This is a genomic window from Nocardia sp. NPDC023733 (genome assembly GCF_040639775.1).
Classification (GTDB): Bacteria; Actinomycetota; Actinomycetes; order Mycobacteriales; family Mycobacteriaceae; genus Nocardia; species Nocardia rosealba.
The window spans coordinates 2,080,739-2,101,494 of record NZ_JBFAAN010000001.1 but is presented as its reverse complement, the minus strand read 5'-3'; the positions used below and the strand labels follow the sequence as shown (position 1 = coordinate 2,101,494).

Here is a 20,756-nt window from a genome sequence, read left to right as displayed (position 1 = left end):
CCCGCACACCCGCCGCGTGCGCGACACCGGTGACGCCTCGGCGCGGGCAGCCGTCGGTCCGGGTGTGACCGGATGTCGGTTGCCGCCGGGGTGGTCCGTCAGTCGGCGGCGGTACGTCCGGGCATGGTGGCGGCCGCCGCGAACATGATCACCGCCATGGTCAGGATGGCGGCGAACACCAGGTGGATGCCGGAGGCCAGTTCGGTGGGAGTCGGGTGGTCGGGGTCGGTGATGCCGGTGTTGACGATGGCGCCGAACACCGCGACTCCGAGGGCGCTGCCGAGGGAGCGGGCGAACATGTTGGCCGAGGTCACCACGCCCCGCTCCTGCCAGGGGGCGCTGTTCTGCGCCGCGATGAGGGTGGGGGAGGCGACCAGACCCATGCCGCCGCCGATCAGGAAGCACGAACCCGCGATCTGCCACGGGCTGGTCCCGGCGTCGATGAACAGTGTTGTCGCGCAACCGATAACGGCGAGTGTGCTGCCGAGCAGACCGGCGATGCGGAATCCCCAGCGCAGGTACAACCGGCCCGACAGTGTCGCCGCCAGCGGCCAGCCGAGGGTGAGTCCGCCGACGGCGAGCCCGGCGACGAGGGCGGTGGTGCCGAGCACTCCCTGGGCGAAAGTCGGGACGTAGGAAGTCAATCCGAGCACCACCGCACCGACGAGCAGCGACACCGTACTGCTGGCGATCACGATCCGCCGCGTGAAAACCCACAGCGGCAGGACCGGATTGGGCACCCGCAGTTCGACGACGGCGAACAGCGCGAGCACCACCGCGCTGCCCGCGAACAGAGCGATCGACACCGGCGAACCCCACGCCCACGCCTGCCCGCCTTCGAGCAGCGCCAGGATCAGCGCCCCCGCGCCGAGCGTGAGCAGCACCGCGCCGAGGTAGTCGATCCGCTGACGGGTCCGCGGCGCCGATTCGGCGAAGTGCCGCACCAACATCCACGCCGCGACCGCGCACAGCGGCAGGTTGATCAGGAAGATCCACCGCCAGTCCGCGTGATCGGAGAGCAGCCCACCCAGCAGCGGACCGAGCACCGCCGACCCGGCCCACACGCCCGCCATGTATCCCTGAACCCTGGCCCGTTCGGTCAGGCTGTAGAGGTCGCTGGCGATCACCATCGTCATCGGCTGGATCGCCCCCGCCCCGACGCCCTGCACGGCACGGAAGACGATGAGCGCCAGCATGCTCGAGGCCAGTCCGCACAGCAGCGAGCCGACCGCGAACACGGCGATCCCGAACAGGATCACCGGCTTACGCCCCACCATGTCGGCGAGCTTGCCGTAGATCGGCACCGTCACCGCCTGTGCCAGCAGGTAGATCGAGAACAACCACGGGAACATCGCGAATCCACCGAGCGAGTCGGTGATGGTGAGCACCGCCGTGGCGATGATGGTGGAGTCGAGCGCGATCAACGAGGTCGAGAGCATGAGCGAGGCGAGTACCGCACCCCGTTCGGATCGCAACCCGACAGCCGTGTCCGCCGTATCGGTCGCCACTGCGGTCCTTTCCTCGACTAACCAATCGATCCACGGTATCCGGCGCGCCCGCGTTCGCGCGCGGGGATTTCCGTGCCGGACGGGTCCGGTCAGACCGCCGCGAACTTGGCGGCGATCTCGGCCGCGGTGACCTTGGCCAACTCCACGAAGAACGGCACCCGTTCGTCGATCATCAGCGTGACGGGTCCGCGCAGGCCGAGCGCGAATCGGCAGCGGCCCTCGGGGTCGAGGATCGGTAGGCCGATGGTGCGGAATCCGGGGTCGAGTTCGCGGTCGTTGAACGCGTAGCCGCGCTCGCGGGTGGTGACGAGTTCGGCGCGCAGTTCTTCGGGTCCGGTCACGGACCGTTCGGTGCCTTCTTCGTAGGGCAGCGAACGCAACTCGTCGTCATCGACGTCGGACCAGGCGAGCAGTGCTTTGCCGAGCGCGCTGGCGTGCAGCGGCAGCCGGACACCCTGCAGCTTGTGCCCGTCGCTCTCGCGCCACCGGCTGGTGCCGAGCAGGACGGCGTGGATTCCGTGGCGGGTGGCGACCGAGCCGGTCGCCCCGGTGGTGGCGGCGAGCTGTTCGAGGCAGGGCTCGGCGAGGTAGATCTTGTGCTGGCGGTAGGCGATCTGGCCGTACTCGGCCAGTGCCCCGCCCATGCGATACCGGCTGGACTCGGCGTCCTTCTCCAGGAAGCCCGCCTGTACCAGCGCGCCGAGCAAGCGGTGCGTGGTGCTGACCGCAAGTCCTTGTGCGCGTGCGACTTCCGAGACACCGCGTTCCTCGCCACCGCGGAAGCAGTCGAGTACAGACAGGGCTCGGGTGACAGTCTGCACGCTGGAGGTCTCCACGAACCGAAGGTAACACAGGCATTGTGCGCAAGCCTGTCGGTGTATTCCGATATATGGAAAGCATTGCGGCGCGGTCACCGCGCAATTGCCATAAATCTGCGGATGCCTTCGTGTCAAGCTTTCCGATCCACGGAAAGGCATACCTCGTTTCGCACGATGCGCGCTCATACGCTCCGAGGGCATCGACCCCGTCCCGAACAGGAGCCCCGAATGTCCCGCAGGCTGTCGGCCTTCTCGCGGATCGCCCTCGCGATCGCCCCCGTCGTCGCCCTCGTCGCGGCATGTGGCTCCGGCTCGACGCCGGAACAGGGGGCAGACACCCCCTACGTCCTCAAGGTCACCGACCCGGGCAACAGCGGCCCGCTGGCCGTCGGCAAACGCGACGGAACCTTCGACGCGGCCCTCGCACCGCTGGGCGCCAAGATCCAATGGGTCAGCACCACACCGGGCTTCAGCTCCATGCTGAAGCTGTTCAACACCGGCGAACTCGACGTGTCCGGCGCGGCCTTCAGCCCCGTGGTCGGCGCGCTGTCCAAGGACGTCGGCGTGAAGATCGTCGCGGTGGCCGATCCGGCGGGCCAGGATCAGAGCGGCATCGTCGTCCGGCCGGAGTCGGGGGTGACCTCGGTGGCCGGCCTGGCGGGCAAGCGGATCGCGGTGAACCCGGCGGGTAAGGGCGAGTACATCACGCTCAAAGCCCTTGCCCAGGCCGGTATTCCGGCCGATCAGGTCACCCGGGTCCCGCTGCAGCAGAAGGATGCCGCCTCGGCGTTCGCGACCGGCAAGGTCGACGCGTGGGCGTCGTTCCTGGTGCCGTACCAGGAGGCCAAGGCCGCGGGCGCGGTGGAGATCACCACCGAGAAGCAGATCGGCTCCAAGGACAACTCCGTGGTGGTGTTCCGCACCGAGATCCTCGACGAGCGCCCGGACGTGGCCGCGAAGTATCTGGAAGTCCTGCAAGGCCTCACCGCGAAGCAGAAGGACGCACCGGCCGACTTCGAGAACGTCTTCGACAAATCCGGTCCACGCGCGCTCACGGGTGAGCGCCTGGCCGACGCCGTCCGGGTGGGCGCGCAAGCGTCCGTGCCCCGGTTGCCCGTCGACTCCGACGCCACCGACCTGGCCGATGTGGTGAACACCTTCGCCGACAACGGTGTCATCGACCGCCGTATCACCGCCGCCGACATCTTCTACGACCTGAAGTCCAAGCTGACCCCCGAACAGCTCGCCGCGCTGAAGGACAAGTGAGGTGAGCACTCTCGTCCTCGCCCCGCCTCGTGTCCGGCGCACCCGGGAGCGGCCACGCTGGTTGTCGCTCGGTCTGCGCGCGCTGCTACCCGTCCTCATCGTGCTCGCCTGGTGGGCGGGTTCGGCAAGCGGTGCGATCTCGCCGCGGGTGATCGCCGGACCCGGTGCCGTCTGGTCGGCACTGGTCGAGCTGGCGGGGAGCGGTCAACTGCTCGACTTCGCCCTCGCCTCGTTCGGCCGGGCAGCCGCCGGGGTGGCGATCGGGGTCGGCGTCGGACTGGTGCTCGGGCTGCTTTCGGGGCTGTCCGCGCTCGGCGAGGAACTCGTCGACTCGACCATGCAGATCGTGCGTGCGGTGCCGTTCCTGGCACTGGTTCCGTTGTTCATCGCCTGGTTCGGCATCGACGAGCTCTACAAGGTGCTGCTGATCGCGGTGGCGACCACCGCCCCGATGTACGCCTACACCTACCTGGGCGTGCGCAATGTCGACCGCAAGATGGTCGAGGCGGCACGCAGCTTCGGGCTCACCGGAACGCGGCTGGTCGTCGAGGTGATCGTGCCCGCCGCGCTGCCCGGCATCCTGATGGCGCTGCGGGTGTGCTTGTCGATCAGCATCACCGCGCTGATCGCCGCCGAACAGGTCGGCACCCAGCAGGGCGTCGGCTACCTGGTGACGCTGGCCCAGGAATACAACCGCACCGACTACATGGTGCTGTGCGTGGTCCTCTACGCGCTGCTCGGTCTGGTGTTCGACGCACTCGTACGGCTCGCGGAACGGTACGCGATGCCCTGGCGCAAGCAGGTGGCGATCCGATGACGACAACAGCAGCCGCCCCGATCGAGGTAGCGGCGGACCCGGTGGCGGTGTCGATCACCGGACTGCACAAGGCCTTCGGGGACAAGACCGTGCTCGACGGCGTCGACCTCACCATCCGTCGCGGCGAATTCGTGGTGCTGCTCGGCCCGAGCGGCACCGGCAAGACCACGCTGCTACGCCTGCTCACCGGGCTCGAAACACCGGACGCCGGTGAGGTTCTCGTACCGCCGCGCCGCACGACCGTGTATCAGGAACCGCGCCTGATCCCGTCGAAGCGGGTGCTGGCCAACGTGATCGTCGGCCTGCGACGCGGCAAGGCGCAGCGCGAAGCCGGGCTGCGCGCGTTGACCGAAGTGCACCTCGACGGCAAGGCAGGGCAGTGGCCCGCCACCTTGTCCGGTGGCGAGGCGCAGCGCGCCGCCCTGGCCAGGGCCCTGGTGCGCGAACCGGAACTGCTGCTGCTCGACGAGCCGTTCGCGGCGCTGGACGCGTTGACCCGGCTGCGCATGCAGGACCTGGTCGGCCATCTGGTCGCGCGTCACCGGCCCGCCGTGCTCATGGTCACCCACGATGTCGACGAGGCGATCCGGCTCGCCGACCGGGTGATCATCCTCGACCGCGGCCGTTTCGCCGTCGACGAGACCGTCGACCTACCCCACCCGCGCGATCACGCGGCACCCGAAACCCTCGGCTACCGAACGCGATTCCTCGCCCAACTCGGTGTCGGACCCCATGCAAGGAGCCTGTCATGACCGAAACCCTGTGGTACACCCGCTGCCCCGTGCCCACCGCCAGCGGGCTCGCGCACAGCCTCGGCTGGCTCGGTGAGACCGCCGCGCACGCGGGCCTCGAGTTCGGCGTGCTGCAGGACGCGGGCCCCGAACTCGCCGGGCACCACTTCCTGCACGACCTGTCCGGCCTGATCCGCGAGGGCGGAAATGTGCCGGCCCTGGCCGCACGCGCACAGGGCTCACCGACCCGCCTGATCGGGCTCACCTGGATCGACGAGTCCCAGGCGATCCTGGTCGGCCCCGATTCGCCGGTCACCGACGCCGCCGGGCTGGCCGGACTGCGCATCGGCGTCCCCGCCTGGGCGCAGGACCAGGCCCGTAGCTTCCCGCGAGCGATGGCGCTGCACGGCTTCGCCAACGCCCTGCGCCCGGCCGGGCTGACCTTGTCCGACGTGCGTGTCGTGGAACTCGCGGTCGAGCGGGATCCGCAGGTGCGCACCGAGATCCAGAGCGCTCGTCGCTCGACGACCTGGGGTGTGGACGAACTCCTCGACGGCAGGGTCGACGCGATCTACGTCAAGGGCGCTCGCGCCAAGGAGGTGGCGGCCGAGCACGGTCTGCGCGTGGCGGTCGACCTCGACGCCTCGGCCACCAAGCACCTGCGGGTCAACAACGGCACCCCGCGCCCCATCACGGTCCACGCCGACCTGCTCGAATCCCGGCCCGAGGTCGTCGTCGGTTTCCTCGCGCAGAGCCTGCGCGCCGCCGACTGGGCCGCCGGTGACCTCGACGGTGTCCGCGCTGTGCTCCAGCGCGAAACGCTGTCCGGCCCGGCCGGTGTCGTCGCGGCCTACGGCGCCGAGTTCCACCGCGGCCTGCATCCCTCGCTCACCGACGAACGGATCGAACTGCTCGGTGTGCAGAAGCAGTTCCTCTACACCCACGGCTTCCTGGCCGCCGATTTCGATCTCGAATCCTGGGTCGCCCCTGAGCCGTTGGCCCGAGCGCGTGAGATCGTCGCCGCCGAGCGGGTGCCGGCATGACCGATTTCCTGTGGCGGCTGCCCAGCCGTGGTGACGGACGCCGCGCCGATCCGGCGCTGCGTGGCCGCGGCGGATTCGGACCGCCGAATCCGGCCGTCGAGACCACCGATCTGCGGCCCGGTCGCTTCGGTCCGTTCGACGACCTCGCCCAGATCGTCGACGCCGCCGAGCTCACCGGCTTCGACGGCGTACTCGCACCCTACGACCCGCTCGGCGAGGAATCCTGGATCGTGGCGGCCGCAGCCCTGCGCGCCACCCGCTACACGCGGGTGACGGTCGAATTCCAGCCCGCGTTCGGCACCCCGGTGTATGCGGCGAAGGTGTCGGCGACGCTGCAGCGGCACTCGGCAGGCCGGCTGAACTGGCGGTTGGCCGTCGACACCGACGAGGCCGAGGCCCGTGCGCGCGGTGACCGTCTCACCGGCGACGAACGCTACGACCGCGCCGCGGAATTCCTCACGGTCGCCCGCGGTGTCTGGAACGAGAACGAGGTCGGCGCAGCGGGTTTCGCGGGCACCGGCTTCGATTACGCGGGTCGCCACTACGACGTCGTCGACGGTGGTTTCCGTGGCATCCTGTCCGGTCTGCCGTTCCCGGCGGTGCATCTGAGCGGCACCACGCCCGCCGCGCTCGCCCTCTCGGCCGCGCACGGCGATGTCCATCTGTTCGCCGAACACGAAGACGGAATCACCGGTGCGGTCACCGAATTGGGGGAGCGGGCCGCCGCGTCCGGCCGCAGCGTGCGGGTCGGCCTCGAGTTGCCGATCATCGCGAGGGAGACCGAGGACGAAGCCTGGGCCAGAGTGCATCGGCAGTGGGCCGAACTCGACCGCCCCGAGAACGTCGCCGACCACATCCTCGGTGACGGACGCTGGTCCGGGTTCCACGCGTTCGGCTACGACCAGCGCATCGGCCTGGTCGGCAGCTATGCACAGGTGGCACAACGCCTTTCGGAGTACATCGCTGCGGGCGTGCAGACCTTCGTGCTGTCGGGCCACCCCGCGATCGAGGAAATCCACCGCGCGGGCGAGCATCTGCTGTTCCTCGCCGACCCGACCGCCCGCACCCTCGCTCAGGAGGTCACCGCATGACCATCGACGTCTACTGGCGCATCGGCATGGAAGGTGATCACGCCTCGCTGCGGACCCCACGCCGCTACAACCGGGGCAACGCGGGCGGCTACGGCCCGGGCAATATCGCACCGGCCGTCCGGAACGGCGCCCTCGACGAGTACACCTACCTCGATCACGTAGCCGCGGTCGCCAAGGCCACGGAATCGGCGGGCTTCCTCGGCGGATTGCTGCCGTCGTTCCCGGTGACCGACGACCCGTGGGCCTTCGCCGCCGCGCTGGCCGCCGAGACCACCACCTACCGCTTCATGGTCGCGTTCCAGCCCGGCTTCCTGCACCCGGTGCAGGCGGCGCGCATGTCGGCGAGCCTGCAACGCGCCACGGGCGGGCGGCTGGTCTACAACATCATCAGCGGTGGTGGCGGTCCGGCCCAATTGTGGTGGGGCGACAAGGTTTCCCACGACGACCGCTACGCGCGCACGAGCGAGTTCCTCGACGTGCTGCGCGGCGTCTGGGATGGTGAGCCCTTCGATCACGACGGCCGCTTCTTCCGCACCGAAGGCGCCGCACTGCCACCGGGCCTGGCCGGGCAACCCTTCCCCGAGGTGTACTTCTCCGGTTCGTCGGGTGCCGCCGTGGCCGCCGCGGGCCGCCACGCCGACTACTACCTGTCCTGGCTCGAGCCCTACGCCGACCTGCGCGCCAAGTTCGACGGTGTCCGCCGCAATGCCGAAACCACCGGGCGCACACCGAAGTTCGCCGTCCGCATCGACATCGTCGCCCGCCACACCGAGGAAGCCGCGTGGGCCGAGATCGAGAAGGGCTGGGCTTTCGTCGACCGCGACGCCGCCAACCGCGCGGCCCAGGGCGACTCGGTCGGCGCTGCCCGGATCAAGGGCTGGGTGCCCGAGAACATCACCGGCTACCGCGATCTGGAAGTACAGCCCAATGTCTGGTGCGGTTTCAGCCTGATCCGGGGCGGCCCGGCGTTCGGCCTGGTCGGCAGCTACGAACAGGTAGCCCAGCGGCTCGACGAATTGATCGACCTCGGCGTCGACGCCTTCATCCTCGCGGGCAACCCGCACCTGGAAGAGGCCTATCGGGTCGGCGAGGAAGTACTGCCGCTGCTCGGCCGCTCCCGGCTCACCGCCCCACCCACCGACACCGTCCTCGCGACGGCCCGATAACCACAGGAGTCCCTATGACCACCACCGAAACCCTGCTGACGGAGACCGTGACAGCCTTCGTCGCGGCGGCCACCCGCGACGCCGAGACCGCGTTCCGGGTCTTCCGGGAAACCGGAACCGTCACCGGCAACGGCACCGTCAACTTCGTCGAGCGCGTGCCAGGCACCGAGATCGCGGTCGCCCTCAACGAACCCGGCCCCTGGGCCACCGACCGCACGGTCGAGCCCGTCGTGGCGAGCTTCGACGGAGAAGTGCTGTCCGGCAAGGGATCCGCCGGGTTCGTCACCGGCTACGCGAAGGTCTTCCGCGCACACCCGGAGATCACCTCGGTCGTGCACATCCACACGCCGTGGCTTGGTGGCTGGGCCCAGACCCACCGCACCCTGCCCATCCGCTACGCCGCCTCCCAGCGGCTCACCCTGTCGCGCGAGATCCCGCCGCACATCGACCGCACCATCGGGGCGGGCGAGTTCATCCTGAGCAAGCTCGAGACCGACCCGCACCTGGCCGCCATCTTCGAGGCGAACGGTGGGGCCAACGTGATCGGCCGTGCCGGTCTGCTGGAACTGGCGAAATTCGTGGTGCTGCTCGAGGAGGGCGCGCAGTATCAGGCGATCGCCGAAACCCTCGGCGGCTCGGTCGAATTCGATCCGTCCAACCTGGCGGTGCAGTGGCAGCGCAGCGGGCTGGCCGACGAAGCCCGCCGCCTCGGCCTGATCGGAGACGCGCGATGAGCATCCGGGTCGGCTACTTCCCGCACAACAATTCCCTGTTCGTCCTGCGCCACCGTGGCATTCTCGAACGGCTGCTGCCCGAGGTCGAATGGGTCGACCTGCGCGAACTGCCCCGGCCTGCGCGCGTCGACCCGAAAACCGCATTGCCCGGCGAACATTCGGACTGGCTGTTCACCGAAGGCGGCTACGACATCATCGGCACCGGCTTCACCCCACCACTCACGGCGCTGGCCAACCAGCGCGACATCGTCTACCTCGGCATCTCGGGCCCGCGGGTGGAGAACGGCAGGCTGGTCGCGACCGCCGCGAGCGGCATCACCTCCGCCGCCGATCTGCACGGCAAGCGGGTCGGCATCGCGCACGGCTCCTGGCAGACCACGCTGCTGCTGTTCGCTCTCGACAAGGTCGGCCTGACCTGGGCCGATGTCGAACCGATCGACGTGGACGTGCGCGGCGGCGGCGCGGCACTGCTGGCCGGTGAGCTCGATGCCTGGGTCGGCACCTACCCCGGTCTGCACGAGATCGAGGCAGCCACCGAACTCATCACACTGGTCGACACCGCCTCGGTCTTCAGCCACCCGTCCCTGTGGTTCACCCGCCGCGATCTTGCCGAAGGCGATCCCGACACGGTAGAGGCGGTGCTGGCGGCGCTGCGCGAATCCGACGCCTGGATCGCCGAGAACCCGCGGGCCGCGGCGCAGTATTTCGTCGACGACGCGCTTCGCCACGGGATCCCCGCCGACCTGGACGCCTGGGAAGCGGCCCTGCGCGGCCGACCGTTCGGCGTGCACCCCGTGACCGAGGACTTCCTCGACGAACAGCAGCGCGCCGCCGACCTGCTCGCCGCGAACGGGCTGCTCCCGCGCGCGATCGAGGTCCGGTCGGCGGTGCTCCCGTGGATCGGGGAGCTGATCGACGAACAGGCCACCACCACGGTCTGAGCCTCGGATCAACTCCGCCGCGACCCCGTGACCCACACCGGTCCCGTGAGCAACCAGATCACCGTGATCACGCCGAGCGAACCGAAGATCCCCATCAGCTGTTCGCGCTGCTCGGCGTCGGCCACGGTGTAGCTCAGCGCCAGGGTGAGCGCGCCCGCGATGGCCGCGGCGCCGAGCCAGCGGGCGAAATCGGCCCACTCCTTGCGGGTGCGTTCGGGTCCGTATTTCGGCACCCGGACAGGCGCGGGTCCGCCGGCGAAACGGTGGGCGAAGCGTTCGTCCAGCCACCGGATCATGCGCGGTCCGAACATCACCGTGCAGCCGAGGTAGATCCCGGCGATCCGGTGCGCGAACGTCACTTCGCCACCCCGGTGCAGATCGATCGCCACCGCGACCACCAGCACCACGTCCAGCGCCGGGACCAGCGCCAGGGTGACGGTGCTGGCGCGGCGCAACCGCAGCAGGTAGCGCAGAGCCAACCCGCCCACCACCAGCACCCAGAAGCCGATCTCACACCCCGCGATCGTCAGCAGGACCGGATTCGTCAGTTCGTTCATGTACCTCAGCGTGCCGAACCGGGTCCTGGTGACACATCCGGCTTCCGGTCGCGGGCGGGTCCGTCCTTCGGGGGACGTCTACCACCGCCCGATGTGCTGGAATGAGCAGATGCCCACCGTCCGCGCGCCCATGGACCGGCTCGTGGAGGCGTTCGACAGCGCCACCTCCGCGGCCGTCGGGGTCTTCCTCGTCGGGTTGCTGCTGTGGGGAGTCGGTGGCTGGTCCATCGTCGCCGACCGCGATCTCTATCCGCCCGCCGCGAAACTGGCACTGCTGTTCGCCGCCCTCGCCATCCAGCTCACCGCGCAACGCAGGCCCGCCCTCGCGTTCGGGCTGATGATCGCGTTGCTGGCAGGCGACTTCGTCTTCGGGCCCTCGTTGCCGCTGTGGATCGCGCTCACCGATGTGATCTTCCTGGCCGTGAGCACCGGGTCGGCCCGTCTGTCGGTGGTGGTCGGCTGGTTCGCGTTCCTGGTGACCGTCGGTGGCGCGCTGCTCGCCCTGGCCCTGCTCGGGGTGCGTGCCGGGCTCTACGCCGGTCTGATCGGGGTGGCGCTCACCTGGTCGCCCCTGGGTTACGGCCGGGCCGTGCGGGCCTCCCGGCGGATGGTCGACGCCGAACGCGACGCCGGTCGCGCCGAACTCGCCGCGCGCGACGCCGAACGCTCCGCCGCCATCGGGGAGGAGCGCAGGCGCCTGGCCCGCGATCTACACGACGCGGTCGCCGGTCACGTCTCGGCCGTCGCCATCCTCGCCGAGGTCGCGCAGCGCGACCCGGGCAATATCGGTGTCCTGCAAACGATCCGGTCGAGCAGCCTGGCCGCCATGGAAGAGATGCGCACCACCATCGAACTGCTCACCGGACCCGACGACAGCGCCGTCACGACCCGGCTGGCCTCGCTGGACGGCCTGATCGAGGCGGCCGAGGCGGCGGGCGGGTCGGTCTCGCTGCGCAGGCCCGACGACCTGTCGATGCCGCTGGCGATCGAGGCCGTGGTCACCCGGATCCTCGGCGAGACCATCACCAACGCGACCAAACACGCACCGGGCGCACCCTTGGACATCGAACTGCGCCGGGAGGGCGCCGGGTTGGTGGTCGAGGCGAGCAATCCCCTCGGTTCCGAGGTGGCGACAGGCCACGGGAACGGGTTGCGCAACATGATGTTCCGTGCCGAATCGATGGACGGCACCGCGACGGCGGGCGCCCGCGACGGCCGCTGGCATGTTCGGGTCCGGATTCCCCTGGAGGCCAGATGACGGTGACCGTGCTGGTGGCCGACGATCACGCCGCGATCCGCGCGGGTCTGAAGATGCTGCTCGAGGCCACCGGGGAGGTGCGGGTGGTCGGTGAAGCGGCCGACGGTGCCGCGGCCGTCCGCCAGGCCAAGGCACTGAGCCCCGACGTCGTCCTGATGGACGTGCGCATGCCCCGCGTCGACGGCCTGGCGGCCACGGCGGCCGTCGTCGCCGAGACCAGCGCGAAGGTCCTGGTCCTCACCACCTTCGCCATCGACGACTACGTGCTCGGCGCGCTGTCGGCAGGCGCCAGCGGGTTCCTGCTCAAATCGGTGGGCGGCGACGACCTGGTCCGCGCCGTCCAGGCGGTGGCCGACGGCGACGCGGTACTCGACCCCAAGGTGACCCGTGCCGTGATCGCCGCCCTCCCACGCACCGAGGAAACCACCCCACCCGACCTATCGGCCCTCACCGACCGCGAACGGCAGGTGCTGGCCGGTCTCGGCGCCGGCCTGTCCAACATGCAGATCGGCACCCGCCTGCGGATCGGCGAGGCGACGGTGAAAACCCACGTCTCGCGGGTGCTGAGCAAGCTCGGCGTGCAGTCACGCGTGCAGGCCGCTGTCATCGCGGCACAGGTCGGTCTCGAATTTCCGTGACGCCAATTCGTGCCGTTTGAAACGGGCACGCCGGTTCAATACCCATGTCAGGGCGCGGACGTGGCCTGCGGAGTGTCGCGCACGCCACCCGACCCGCCTGAGGTTGAATATTCAATAGATCTGGCTCTACCGCGTCACGCGTTCTCGACATCGGCGTCACCACGAACAACCGACGAAGGAGCAACGATCGTGAGCATGATCCTGGCCGCTGTGCACGACACCTATGGCATCGTTCTCGCGCAGGTGGGCAACCCGACGCCGGAGGCGCCGCCCATGGCCGACAAGGTGCTGCAGCTCGGCCGGTACTTCACCTGGATGATCCTGCTGTCCGGCGTCACCGCCATCACCTACGGCGGCGGCCGCTTCGCCTGGGAGAAGTGGAACGGCGGCGGCCTGCAGTCACCCAAGATGATCGCCAGCGCGATGGCGGGCGGCGCGGTCGCCACCAGCGCGGGCACCATCATGAACGCGGTCATCGGAGCCTGACACAGCACTGAGGGCCGGAAGCCTCTGTTTCCGGAGAAGAAGCCGACCGTACCGTGGACAAATGGAGTGGTTCCTGATCGGCGTCTGCGTGGTCCTCCTCATCCTGCTCGCCGGCGCCGTTGCCGCGGCGATGATGTGGTTTCGGGCGAAGCGGGAGTGGCGCGCGGAAGCTGTCCGCGCCCGGCGGTATCGACAGACCCGGCCACAGACCGGGCACGGTTCCGGGCACGCCAGCTCGTCGAGCGGCCGCGGCTACCCCTCCCCGCCGAGCAGCGGCAGCAGCGGGGGAACCTCCCTGGGCGGCATGATCTGACCTGCTGATTCAGGGCCGGAAGAGTCGCTCGGTCGGAGCGAGCGGGCGCAGGGTTTTCGATACCTGGGCGACCAGTCGCCACGGCCGATCGGTGTCGGTGGAGGCTTTGCCGCTGGTGAGGATCGCGCCGGACAGGCCGCGATCGGGGTCTGCCCACCCGTACTGGGTGGTCAGCCCGCTGCGGCCGAAATGGTGGGCGGTGTCCGGCCCGAATTTGGAACGGCGAGCGCCCAATTCGAAACCAGCCCGGCTGACCCGGCCCGCGAGTCCCGGCATCCGGTCGGCCTGCCCGATCGCGGTGCGTACGGTGTCGGGGTCCATGATCCGCACTCCGTCCAATTCGCCGCCGCGGGCGAGGATCTCGTAGAACCGCGACAGCTCGTACGCGGTGGTCACGAGATTGCCCGAGGGCAGTTCGGCGGTGAGGAAGGCGTCGTTGGTCGCCTTGGAGGCCTTGTCCATCCGCCCGCCGACCGCCTTGTTCGTCAGGAACAGCATCAGCCGGGACGGCGGGGGACCGGTTTTCACGCTCGGCACCACTTTGTCGACATCGGCCGGGTCGACGCCGAAGTTGTTCCATCGGAAACCCAAGGGTTCGAGCACCTGCTCGGCGAGATGCTCGCGCATCCTTTTGCCCGTCGCCCGCTGCACGAGCAACCGCTGGACGAGTCCGCTGGTCAGCGCGTGGTAGACGCGGAAGCGGCCCGGCGGCCAGCTGGGGACCAGCGCGGTGAGCGCTTCGAGCGCGAGATCCTCGTCGATCACCAGCTCCGCCCCCTGGTACGGCGGGGTGATGAACGGGATGCCCGCCGAATGCGAGAGCACGTCGCCGATGGTGATCACACCCTTGCGGTGCGCCGCGAACTCCGGGATGTAGTCGCACACCGCGTCGTCCGCCGCGAACGCACCCTGCTCGATGAGCATCGACATCACCGTCGCGGCCACGCCCTTGGCGGTCGAGAATCCGCAGAACGGGGTGTCGGGGGTGACGAGGATCTTCTCCGCGTCCGGCTGCTCTCGCGGGGTATTGCCCCAGCCGTGCCCGATGGCTCGATTCAGCACGATCTTGCCGTTGCGGCGCAGACACACCTGGATCGCCGGGGTGGTCCCCATCGAATACCACGCCCGCACCGACGACCACAGTGCCTCGACATCGGCCCGCGATGACCCCGCATCGGCGGGGTCGTCCTCGTGCCCGATCGTCGTCACCGAGTCCAGATCATCGGCAACCTGCACCAATGTGCCAGCGAGTGCGTTCATCGGGCCAGCCTACCGACGCCGGCTACAGTCCCGCCCCGTCAGCCAGGGCGTCGTGCGCGTCAGCGATCTGCCCGGGCGAAGGGCGCGGTCGTCGCCTCGCCTGCTGCCTCGGTGGAGGACGTGACCGGTGCGGAGCGAGTACATCTGATCGAGGACGCGAAGGACAAGGAGTGCTGGCGCGGCCTCGACCGACATCGCCGGGTGCGCGGTTTCCCGGCGATGTCGGTCGATACCACCCGCGGTGAACGAGCAGTCGACGCGGCGCAGGTCGACGAGTTGGTGGCGACCACCGTCGCCGCCTGCGCCACCGTCGACCAGCCGGGCAGCGTCAGCCGACGTACGGGTTGTCAGGCGACAGCATCGGCCGGGAGCGCGTCGGCACCGGGAGTCCGGCCCGCCGCTGTGACCGCCCGACGAGCGTACGCGCGGACATCGGCGTCGGGGTCTTCTACCGCGGACTCGAGGGCGTCGAGGGCAGTGCTGCTGTCCGGCCAGGTGGACAGTGACAGGACCGCTGCCTTGCGGACATCGAGGTGGCGATCGGACAACGCCGCGCGCAGCGGTTCCACCGCAAGGTCCGGGCTGGCACCCGCTAGGCCCTTGGCGGCACCGACGCGCACCTGCCAGGCCGAGTGGCCCAGGGCCGCAACGAGTTCGGTGATGTCGTCGGTGCCGAGGGCGGCATAGGCGGTGAGCGCGGCGGCACGGACCAGGGGGTCCGGGTCGGCGACCAGTGTCCGGATCACCTCGTGTCCACCCGCGCCGATCGAGGCCAGCCCTTGGGCGACCGCGATGCGCACCTCCCGGTTGGCGTCACCGGCGATCGAGGCGACGGCGTCGGCGTCGTCGAGCGAGACAAGCGCCCGCACCGCTTCGATCCGCACCCGGTGATCCGGATCGCGCAGTGCCGCACGGAATGCCGTGACGGACCCGGCCCGTAGCGCACGCAACAGGTCGACGACCGTGGCGCGCACCAGCGGATCCGGGGAGCCGAGGTATTCCGCCAGCGCACCGGGCCCCGGCAGCACCTCCACCAGTTCCCGCAGGCTCTCGGTGGCGGCCCGGCGCACCGAGGCGCCCTCGTCACCGAGGGCCCGCACCAACTCGTCGGCGAAACCGTCGGGGGTGTTCTCGGTGAGCACCGACAGCGCCGCGACACGGACGACCGGATCAGGATCGGTCAGGAAGCTCGAAACGTCTTCGAGTACAGGCGAATCCAGCGCGAGCAGGGTGACCAGCCGGGGCGAGGACGGCGACACCGGCGCGCCTACGGTGCGGGCAGGCGCCGCACGCTGAGGCGCCCGGGTACCGACCAGTTCCGGCTGGGCGATCACCTCGACGATCGGCTCAGCCGACGGCACGTCGTCGAGGCCGGGCACCGGCACCAGATAGGGCGCCACCGACCGTTTGACGAACTCCATCTCCCCGTCGGCGGTCTTGCGCAGATTCAGGTGGAAATTCCACGACTCGTCGTCGCGGTCGGGCAGGTCGGCGCGATCGTGGTAGAGCCCCCAGCGCGATTCCGTGCGCGTCAGCGAACTGCGCGAGGCCATCTCGGCGCAGTCCCGGATGAACTGGACCTCCACCGCGCGCATCAGCTCGTGCGGTGTGGTCGCACCGATCCCGTCGACCTCGGCGCGCATCCGCTCGAAGGTCTCCACCGCGATCGACAGTTTCGCCGCCGTCTTCGGTGGCGCCACATAGTCGTTCACGAACCGGCGCAGCTTGTATTCGACCTGGGTCTGCGGCGGCCCCTCGGGCTGCCGCAACGGGCGGTAGACGAGTTCGTGTGCCTCGGCGAGCTGATCGACGGGCAGCGAACCCGGTGCCTCGACCTCGGCCAGCGTGGACGCCGCGTGCGCACCCGCGAGGTCGCCGTAGACGAACGCGCCGATCATGTAGTTGTGCGGCACGCACGCCAGGTCACCGGCCGCATACAACCCGGGCACCGTGGTGCGCGCGTTCTCGTCCACCCACACACCCGACGCCGAATGCCCACTGCACAAACCGATTTCGGAGATGTGCATCTCGATGTCGTGGGTTCGGTAGTCGTGACCGCGGTTGGCGTGGAACGTCCCGCGAGTGGGGCGTTCGGTGGTGTGCAGGATCGATTCGAGGGTGGACAGCGTCTCGTCGGGCAGGTGCGACACCTTGAGATAGATGGGGCCGCGCGCGGATTCGATCTCCTGCTTCACCTCGGCCATCATCTGGCCCGACCAGTAGTCCGAATCCACGAACCGTTCACCCTCGGCATTGACCTGATAGCCGCCGAACGGGTTGGCCACATACGCGCAGGCCGGGCCGTTGTAGTCCTTGATCAGCGGGTTGATCTGGAAGCACTCGATGCCCGAGAGTTCGGCACCGGCGTGATAAGCCATCGAGTACCCGTCGCCCGCATTGGTCGGGTTCTCGTAGGTGCCGTAGAGGTAACCCGAGGCAGGCAGCCCGAGCCTGCCGCACGGACCCGTCGCCAGGATCACCGCCTTGGCCGCGACCTCGACGAATTCACCGGTGCGCGTGTTCAACGCGGCCGCACCGACCGCGCGGCCCTCGGCGGTCAGCACCCGCACCGGCATGAGCCGGTTCTCGATCCGGATCCGCTCCCGCATTTTGCGCTGACGCAGCACCCGGTACAGCGCCTTCTTCACGTCCTTGCCCTCGGGCATCGGCAACACATACGAGCCCGAGCGGTGCACCCGGCGCACCGCGTATTCGCCGTACTCGTCCTTCTCGAACTTCACCCCGTAGCGCTCGAGTCGTTGCACCATGGCGAAACCTCTTGTCGCCGTTTGGTACACGGTGCGCTGGTCGACGATGCCGTCGTTGGCGCGGGTGATCTCGGCGACGTAGTCCTCCGGTTCGGCCTTGCCGGGGATGACGGCGTTGTTCACGCCGTCCATTCCCATGGCCAGCGCACCGGAGTGGCGCACATGCGCCTTCTCGAGCAGCAGCACGTTCGCACCGGATTCGGCGGCGGTGAGCGCGGCCATGGTGCCCGCCGTTCCGCCACCGATCACGAGCACATCGCAGTCGAGGCGGACGCGGTCGTCCAGATCGGGAATGTTCACAGCGACTCCAGGATTCGGGACCTCAGCGCGCTCCGGTCGACCGGTTCGCGCGGGTCGGGGACCTCGACGACCGCCCGCAGCGTGCCCGCGCCGAGCACGGCGATCCGGTCGCCGAGGCGCAGCGCTTCGTCGAGGTCGTGGGTGACGAAAACGATCGTGGTGGGATGTGCGCGCCAGGTGTCGACGAGCAGGCGCTGCATCTCGGCGCGGGTCTGGCTGTCGAGCGCGCCGAAGGGCTCGTCCATCAGCACCGCGCGCGGCGAACCGGCCAGGCTGCGGGCGAGTTGCACACGCTGACGCATCCCGCCCGACAGATCGCGAGGCAGGTATTCGGCGTACCCGGTGAGCCCGACCTCGCCGAGCCAGCGCAGCGCCTGTTCCCGGCGCTCCGCTCGCGCGACACCGCGAAGACGCAGCGCCAGTTCGACATTGGCGCGAGCCGTGCGCCACGGCAGCAGCGCGTCGTCCTGGAAGACCAGTGCCCGATCCGCCGACGGCCGGGTGACGACATCACCGTCGGCCCGGATCGTCCCCCCGCTCGGCTCGCGCAGTCCGGCGATCGCACGCAGCAGGGTGGACTTACCGCAGCCGGACTTGCCGACCAGGACGAGGATCTCCCCGGCGCCGATCGACAGATCCAGGTCGCGGACAACGGTTCTGGTGCCGTAGCCGACGCGCACCGATTCCAGATCGAGGCGCATGCCGGTCGAGACGGCGGTGGCGATGGTCATGAGGCGACCTCTCTCGGCAGCCAGCGGGTGGCCCGCCGACCGGCCAGTTCGACGATTCCGGAGGTGAGGAAGCCGAGCACGCCGATGGTGATCATGCCGACGAACACGGCCGGGTAGTCGACGATGGTGTAGGACTGCCAGGTGCGGTAGCCGATCCCGAGGCGACCGGAGATCATCTCCGCGGAGATCAGGCAGATCCAGGCCACCCCCATACCCACCGACAATCCGCTGAACACGCCGGGCAGGATCCCGGGCACCACCACCCTGGTGAGCACCTCACGCCGCGACGCGCCGAGGGTGCGGACCGCGTCCTCCCAGATGGTCGGCAACGCGCGCGTCGCGTGCCGGGTGCTCACCAGCACCGGGAACAACGAGGCGGTGAAGGTGATGAAGACGATGCCCGACTCGTCGCTGGGAAACAGCAGGATCGCCACCGGGACCAGCGCGATCGCCGGAATCGGCCGCACCAGTTCGGCCAGCGGACCGAACACATCGGCCAGCAACCGGGACCGGCCAAGGCCGATGCCCGCCAGCACCCCGACGACCGCGGCCAGCCCGAACCCGGTGACGATCCGGATCAGCGATTGCGCCACATCCAGGTAGTACTGTCCGCTGCCGAGGTGCTCCCCGAATTCGGCGACGATCTCGGTCACCGTCGGCAGGGTGTCGAACCGCAGTCCGGCCCGCACATCGCCTGCGGTGAGCACCTGCCACAACCCGATCGCCGCCACCACCGACCCGACCCGGATCAACCGCGAAGTCCACCCCGAGGAGTCGGCGGTGGTTACGTCACTTCCCGTGGTGGACAGTGTGCCGACCGGCGTTTCCGGCGATGCGGGAGCCGCCGTGGCCTCGATGGTCGGGGTGGGTGCCGCGGCAGCGCGGGCGGTGGGGGTCATCCGCGGACCTCCGCGACGGCCTGGTCGTAGGTGACAGCGGTGGCCGCCGGGTGGGTACCCCGATACCGGTCGGCTGCGGCCTGGGTGGTGAACGGCAGGTACCGGGTGCCCTCACGCAACCAGATCGCCTTGTCCGCGAACCAGCGGGTGCCCAGCTCCGCATCGGGAACATACGCCGCGCGAACGGTCTTGCCCTGCGCCTCGGCGGCTTGGACTGCCCCCAGCAGGCAGTCGGGATTCGCGGCGGGCTGTGGCTTTTCGGCGCCCTCGACCCACACCTCACCGGCTAGGGCCGGATCAGTCACGGGCACAGCGCACACCGGGTCGGTGCCGGTGACCTTGCTGGGGTTGGTCGACTCGGCCAGGGTCGCGTCGTAATCGCGGCCGGTCTCGGCGAATGCCTGCCGCAGCGGCCCGTCCTCGACGAACGCGTCGATGTCGAGGTCGGCGAAGTCACCGATCGACTTCAGATAGTTCACGTCGTCCTTGAACGCCGCGATCAGCTTCGCCTTGAGAGTCGTGTCGAAGCTCGTGCCGCCGGGCCCGTTGTAGAGGTACACGACCTCCTGCGGCAGCCCGGACCCCTTCGCGACGAGATCCGCGGCCTCGAACGGCTTTTCGTTGAGGAAGGCGGTCGCGTCCAGCTGTGCGGCCAGGAACGCCTGCAGCACTTCGGGATGCTCGGCCGCGTACGCCCGCCGGGCGACCACCCCGTGGAAAGTCGGCACATTCAGCTCGGCACCGTCGTAGAGCAGCTTGGCCTTGTTCTGCTGCACCAGCAGACCCGGCCAGGCCACGAACTGCGACAGCGCGCTCACCTGATGCGATTCCAGTGCCGTCGCTCCGACCTGGGGTTGCTGGTTGAGCACCTCCACGCCCTTCGCCGGATCGATTCCCGCCCGGCTCAGCGCCTGCACCAGAGTGCCGTGACCCGCCGAACCCACACTGGCCGAGATCTTCTGCCCGGCCAGGTCGGTCAGCGAGCGCGCAGGCGAATCCTGCGGCACCACAACCATGTTCAGCGCACCCTTGGGGTTGTAGCCGGTGATCGACACCAGCTCGGTGCGGGAACGCTCGGCGGCCTGGGTGCGTGAACCGTTGATCAGCAACGGGTAGTCACCCATCGACCCGATATCGATCTTCTCCGCCACCATCTGGGCGGTGATCGGCGCACCGGTGTCGTAGTCCTGCCACTCCACCTGATATTTCGCACCACCCGCATCGGTGATGCGCTGCAGGCGCTGTTCCAGGTAACCCTGCGCGCGCAGCAGCGTGCCCGCGGTGACGGTGTTGATGGTCTTGGACTGATAGCCGATGACGACCTTGACGGTGCCCGCCGGTGCGGCGGTGGAACTTTCGAGTGAGCACCCGGCCGCGGCGAGGGCGACGGCAAGGGCGACGGGCAGCAAACGAGTGATCTTCATGCGTGGG

20 protein-coding genes are annotated in these 20,756 nt (G+C 69.4%); 12 read left to right on the top strand and 8 right to left on the bottom strand.

Annotated features, from left to right (window positions below):
* Positions 1 to 98: 98 nt before the first annotated feature.
* Together AB0F86_RS09730 and AB0F86_RS09725 are read right to left on the bottom strand one after the other, a co-directional pair.
* The gene (locus AB0F86_RS09730; RefSeq protein ID WP_356983266.1) at positions 99 to 1,508 is read right to left on the bottom strand and encodes an MFS transporter; all 1,410 of its coding nucleotides are present in this window, start codon (positions 1,506 to 1,508) and stop codon (positions 99 to 101) included.
* A gap of 89 nt (positions 1,509 to 1,597) precedes the next feature.
* Positions 1,598 to 2,344: an IclR family transcriptional regulator gene (locus AB0F86_RS09725; RefSeq protein WP_356983264.1), complete on the bottom strand. Its 747-nt coding sequence runs from the start codon at positions 2,342 to 2,344 to the stop codon at positions 1,598 to 1,600.
* Positions 2,345 to 2,554: 210 nt separating this feature from the next.
* On the opposite strand from AB0F86_RS09725, the gene AB0F86_RS09720 reads away from it, so the two are divergent.
* The 8 genes from AB0F86_RS09720 to AB0F86_RS09685 are packed head-to-tail and all read left to right on the top strand — an operon-like array spanning position 2,555 to position 10,115.
* Entirely contained in the window at positions 2,555 to 3,592 is a 1,038-nt protein-coding gene (locus AB0F86_RS09720) for an NrtA/SsuA/CpmA family ABC transporter substrate-binding protein (RefSeq protein WP_356983262.1), read from the top strand.
* A 1-nt stretch (position 3,593) separates the two neighbouring features.
* Positions 3,594 to 4,409, top strand: a complete 816-nt coding sequence (locus AB0F86_RS09715) for an ABC transporter permease (RefSeq protein WP_225279556.1) — start codon at positions 3,594 to 3,596, stop codon at positions 4,407 to 4,409.
* Entirely contained in the window at positions 4,406 to 5,161 is a 756-nt protein-coding gene (locus tag AB0F86_RS09710; protein ID WP_356983261.1) for an ATP-binding cassette domain-containing protein, read from the top strand. Before AB0F86_RS09715 ends, AB0F86_RS09710 begins: the two co-directional genes overlap by 4 nt.
* Positions 5,158 to 6,183, top strand: a complete 1,026-nt coding sequence (locus AB0F86_RS09705; RefSeq protein WP_356983259.1) for an ABC transporter substrate-binding protein — start codon at positions 5,158 to 5,160, stop codon at positions 6,181 to 6,183. The genes AB0F86_RS09710 and AB0F86_RS09705 overlap by 4 nt, the downstream gene beginning before the upstream one ends.
* Positions 6,180 to 7,274 (top strand): LLM class flavin-dependent oxidoreductase, encoded by a 1,095-nt coding sequence (locus AB0F86_RS09700; RefSeq protein WP_356983258.1) that lies wholly within the window; start codon positions 6,180 to 6,182, stop codon positions 7,272 to 7,274. Before AB0F86_RS09705 ends, AB0F86_RS09700 begins: the two co-directional genes overlap by 4 nt.
* The gene (locus AB0F86_RS09695; protein WP_356983256.1) at positions 7,271 to 8,440 is read left to right on the top strand and encodes an LLM class flavin-dependent oxidoreductase; all 1,170 of its coding nucleotides are present in this window, start codon (positions 7,271 to 7,273) and stop codon (positions 8,438 to 8,440) included. The genes AB0F86_RS09700 and AB0F86_RS09695 overlap by 4 nt, the downstream gene beginning before the upstream one ends.
* A 14-nt stretch (positions 8,441 to 8,454) precedes the next feature.
* The gene (locus tag AB0F86_RS09690; protein WP_356983255.1) at positions 8,455 to 9,174 is read left to right on the top strand and encodes a class II aldolase/adducin family protein; all 720 of its coding nucleotides are present in this window, start codon (positions 8,455 to 8,457) and stop codon (positions 9,172 to 9,174) included.
* A complete protein-coding gene (locus tag AB0F86_RS09685) occupies positions 9,171 to 10,115 on the top strand; it encodes an ABC transporter substrate-binding protein (RefSeq protein WP_356983253.1) in 945 nt (314 codons plus the stop codon). Before AB0F86_RS09690 ends, AB0F86_RS09685 begins: the two co-directional genes overlap by 4 nt.
* A gap of 8 nt (positions 10,116 to 10,123) precedes the next feature.
* Here the strand turns inward: AB0F86_RS09685 and AB0F86_RS09680 are convergent, their stop codons facing one another.
* Positions 10,124 to 10,672: a hypothetical protein gene (locus AB0F86_RS09680; protein ID WP_181697424.1), complete on the bottom strand. Its 549-nt coding sequence runs from the start codon at positions 10,670 to 10,672 to the stop codon at positions 10,124 to 10,126.
* A 109-nt stretch (positions 10,673 to 10,781) separates the two neighbouring features.
* Between AB0F86_RS09680 and AB0F86_RS09675 the strand changes: the two genes are divergently transcribed.
* The 4 genes from AB0F86_RS09675 (at position 10,782) to AB0F86_RS09660 (ending at position 13,367) form a co-directional block, all read left to right on the top strand.
* Positions 10,782 to 11,930, top strand: coding sequence for a histidine kinase (locus AB0F86_RS09675; RefSeq protein ID WP_356983250.1), 1,149 nt, complete (start codon positions 10,782 to 10,784; stop codon positions 11,928 to 11,930).
* Positions 11,927 to 12,568: a response regulator transcription factor gene (locus tag AB0F86_RS09670; RefSeq protein WP_181697425.1), complete on the top strand. Its 642-nt coding sequence runs from the start codon at positions 11,927 to 11,929 to the stop codon at positions 12,566 to 12,568. The genes AB0F86_RS09675 and AB0F86_RS09670 overlap by 4 nt, the downstream gene beginning before the upstream one ends.
* A gap of 195 nt (positions 12,569 to 12,763) precedes the next feature.
* Positions 12,764 to 13,054, top strand: coding sequence for a hypothetical protein (locus AB0F86_RS09665; RefSeq protein WP_174550258.1), 291 nt, complete (start codon positions 12,764 to 12,766; stop codon positions 13,052 to 13,054).
* 61 nt (positions 13,055 to 13,115) lie between these two features.
* Positions 13,116 to 13,367, top strand: a complete 252-nt coding sequence (locus AB0F86_RS09660) for a hypothetical protein (RefSeq protein WP_356983248.1) — start codon at positions 13,116 to 13,118, stop codon at positions 13,365 to 13,367.
* Positions 13,368 to 13,376: 9 nt separating this feature from the next.
* On the opposite strand, the gene AB0F86_RS09655 is transcribed toward AB0F86_RS09660, so the two are convergent.
* From AB0F86_RS09655 to AB0F86_RS09635, 5 genes are all read right to left on the bottom strand, one after another.
* A complete protein-coding gene (locus AB0F86_RS09655; RefSeq protein WP_356983247.1) occupies positions 13,377 to 14,627 on the bottom strand; it encodes a serine hydrolase in 1,251 nt (416 codons plus the stop codon).
* 347 nt (positions 14,628 to 14,974) lie between these two features.
* A complete protein-coding gene (locus AB0F86_RS09650) occupies positions 14,975 to 17,695 on the bottom strand; it encodes a fumarate reductase/succinate dehydrogenase flavoprotein subunit (protein WP_356983246.1) in 2,721 nt (906 codons plus the stop codon).
* Entirely contained in the window at positions 17,692 to 18,426 is a 735-nt protein-coding gene (locus AB0F86_RS09645) for an ABC transporter ATP-binding protein (protein ID WP_356983245.1), read from the bottom strand. The genes AB0F86_RS09650 and AB0F86_RS09645 overlap by 4 nt, the downstream gene beginning before the upstream one ends.
* On the bottom strand, positions 18,423 to 19,325 hold the full coding sequence (locus AB0F86_RS09640) for an ABC transporter permease (RefSeq protein ID WP_225279568.1): 903 nt from the start codon (positions 19,323 to 19,325) through the stop codon (positions 18,423 to 18,425). The genes AB0F86_RS09645 and AB0F86_RS09640 overlap by 4 nt, the downstream gene beginning before the upstream one ends.
* Positions 19,322 to 20,749, bottom strand: a complete 1,428-nt coding sequence (locus tag AB0F86_RS09635; RefSeq protein ID WP_356983243.1) for an ABC transporter substrate-binding protein — start codon at positions 20,747 to 20,749, stop codon at positions 19,322 to 19,324. The genes AB0F86_RS09640 and AB0F86_RS09635 overlap by 4 nt, the downstream gene beginning before the upstream one ends.
* Positions 20,750 to 20,756 lie beyond the last annotated feature (7 nt).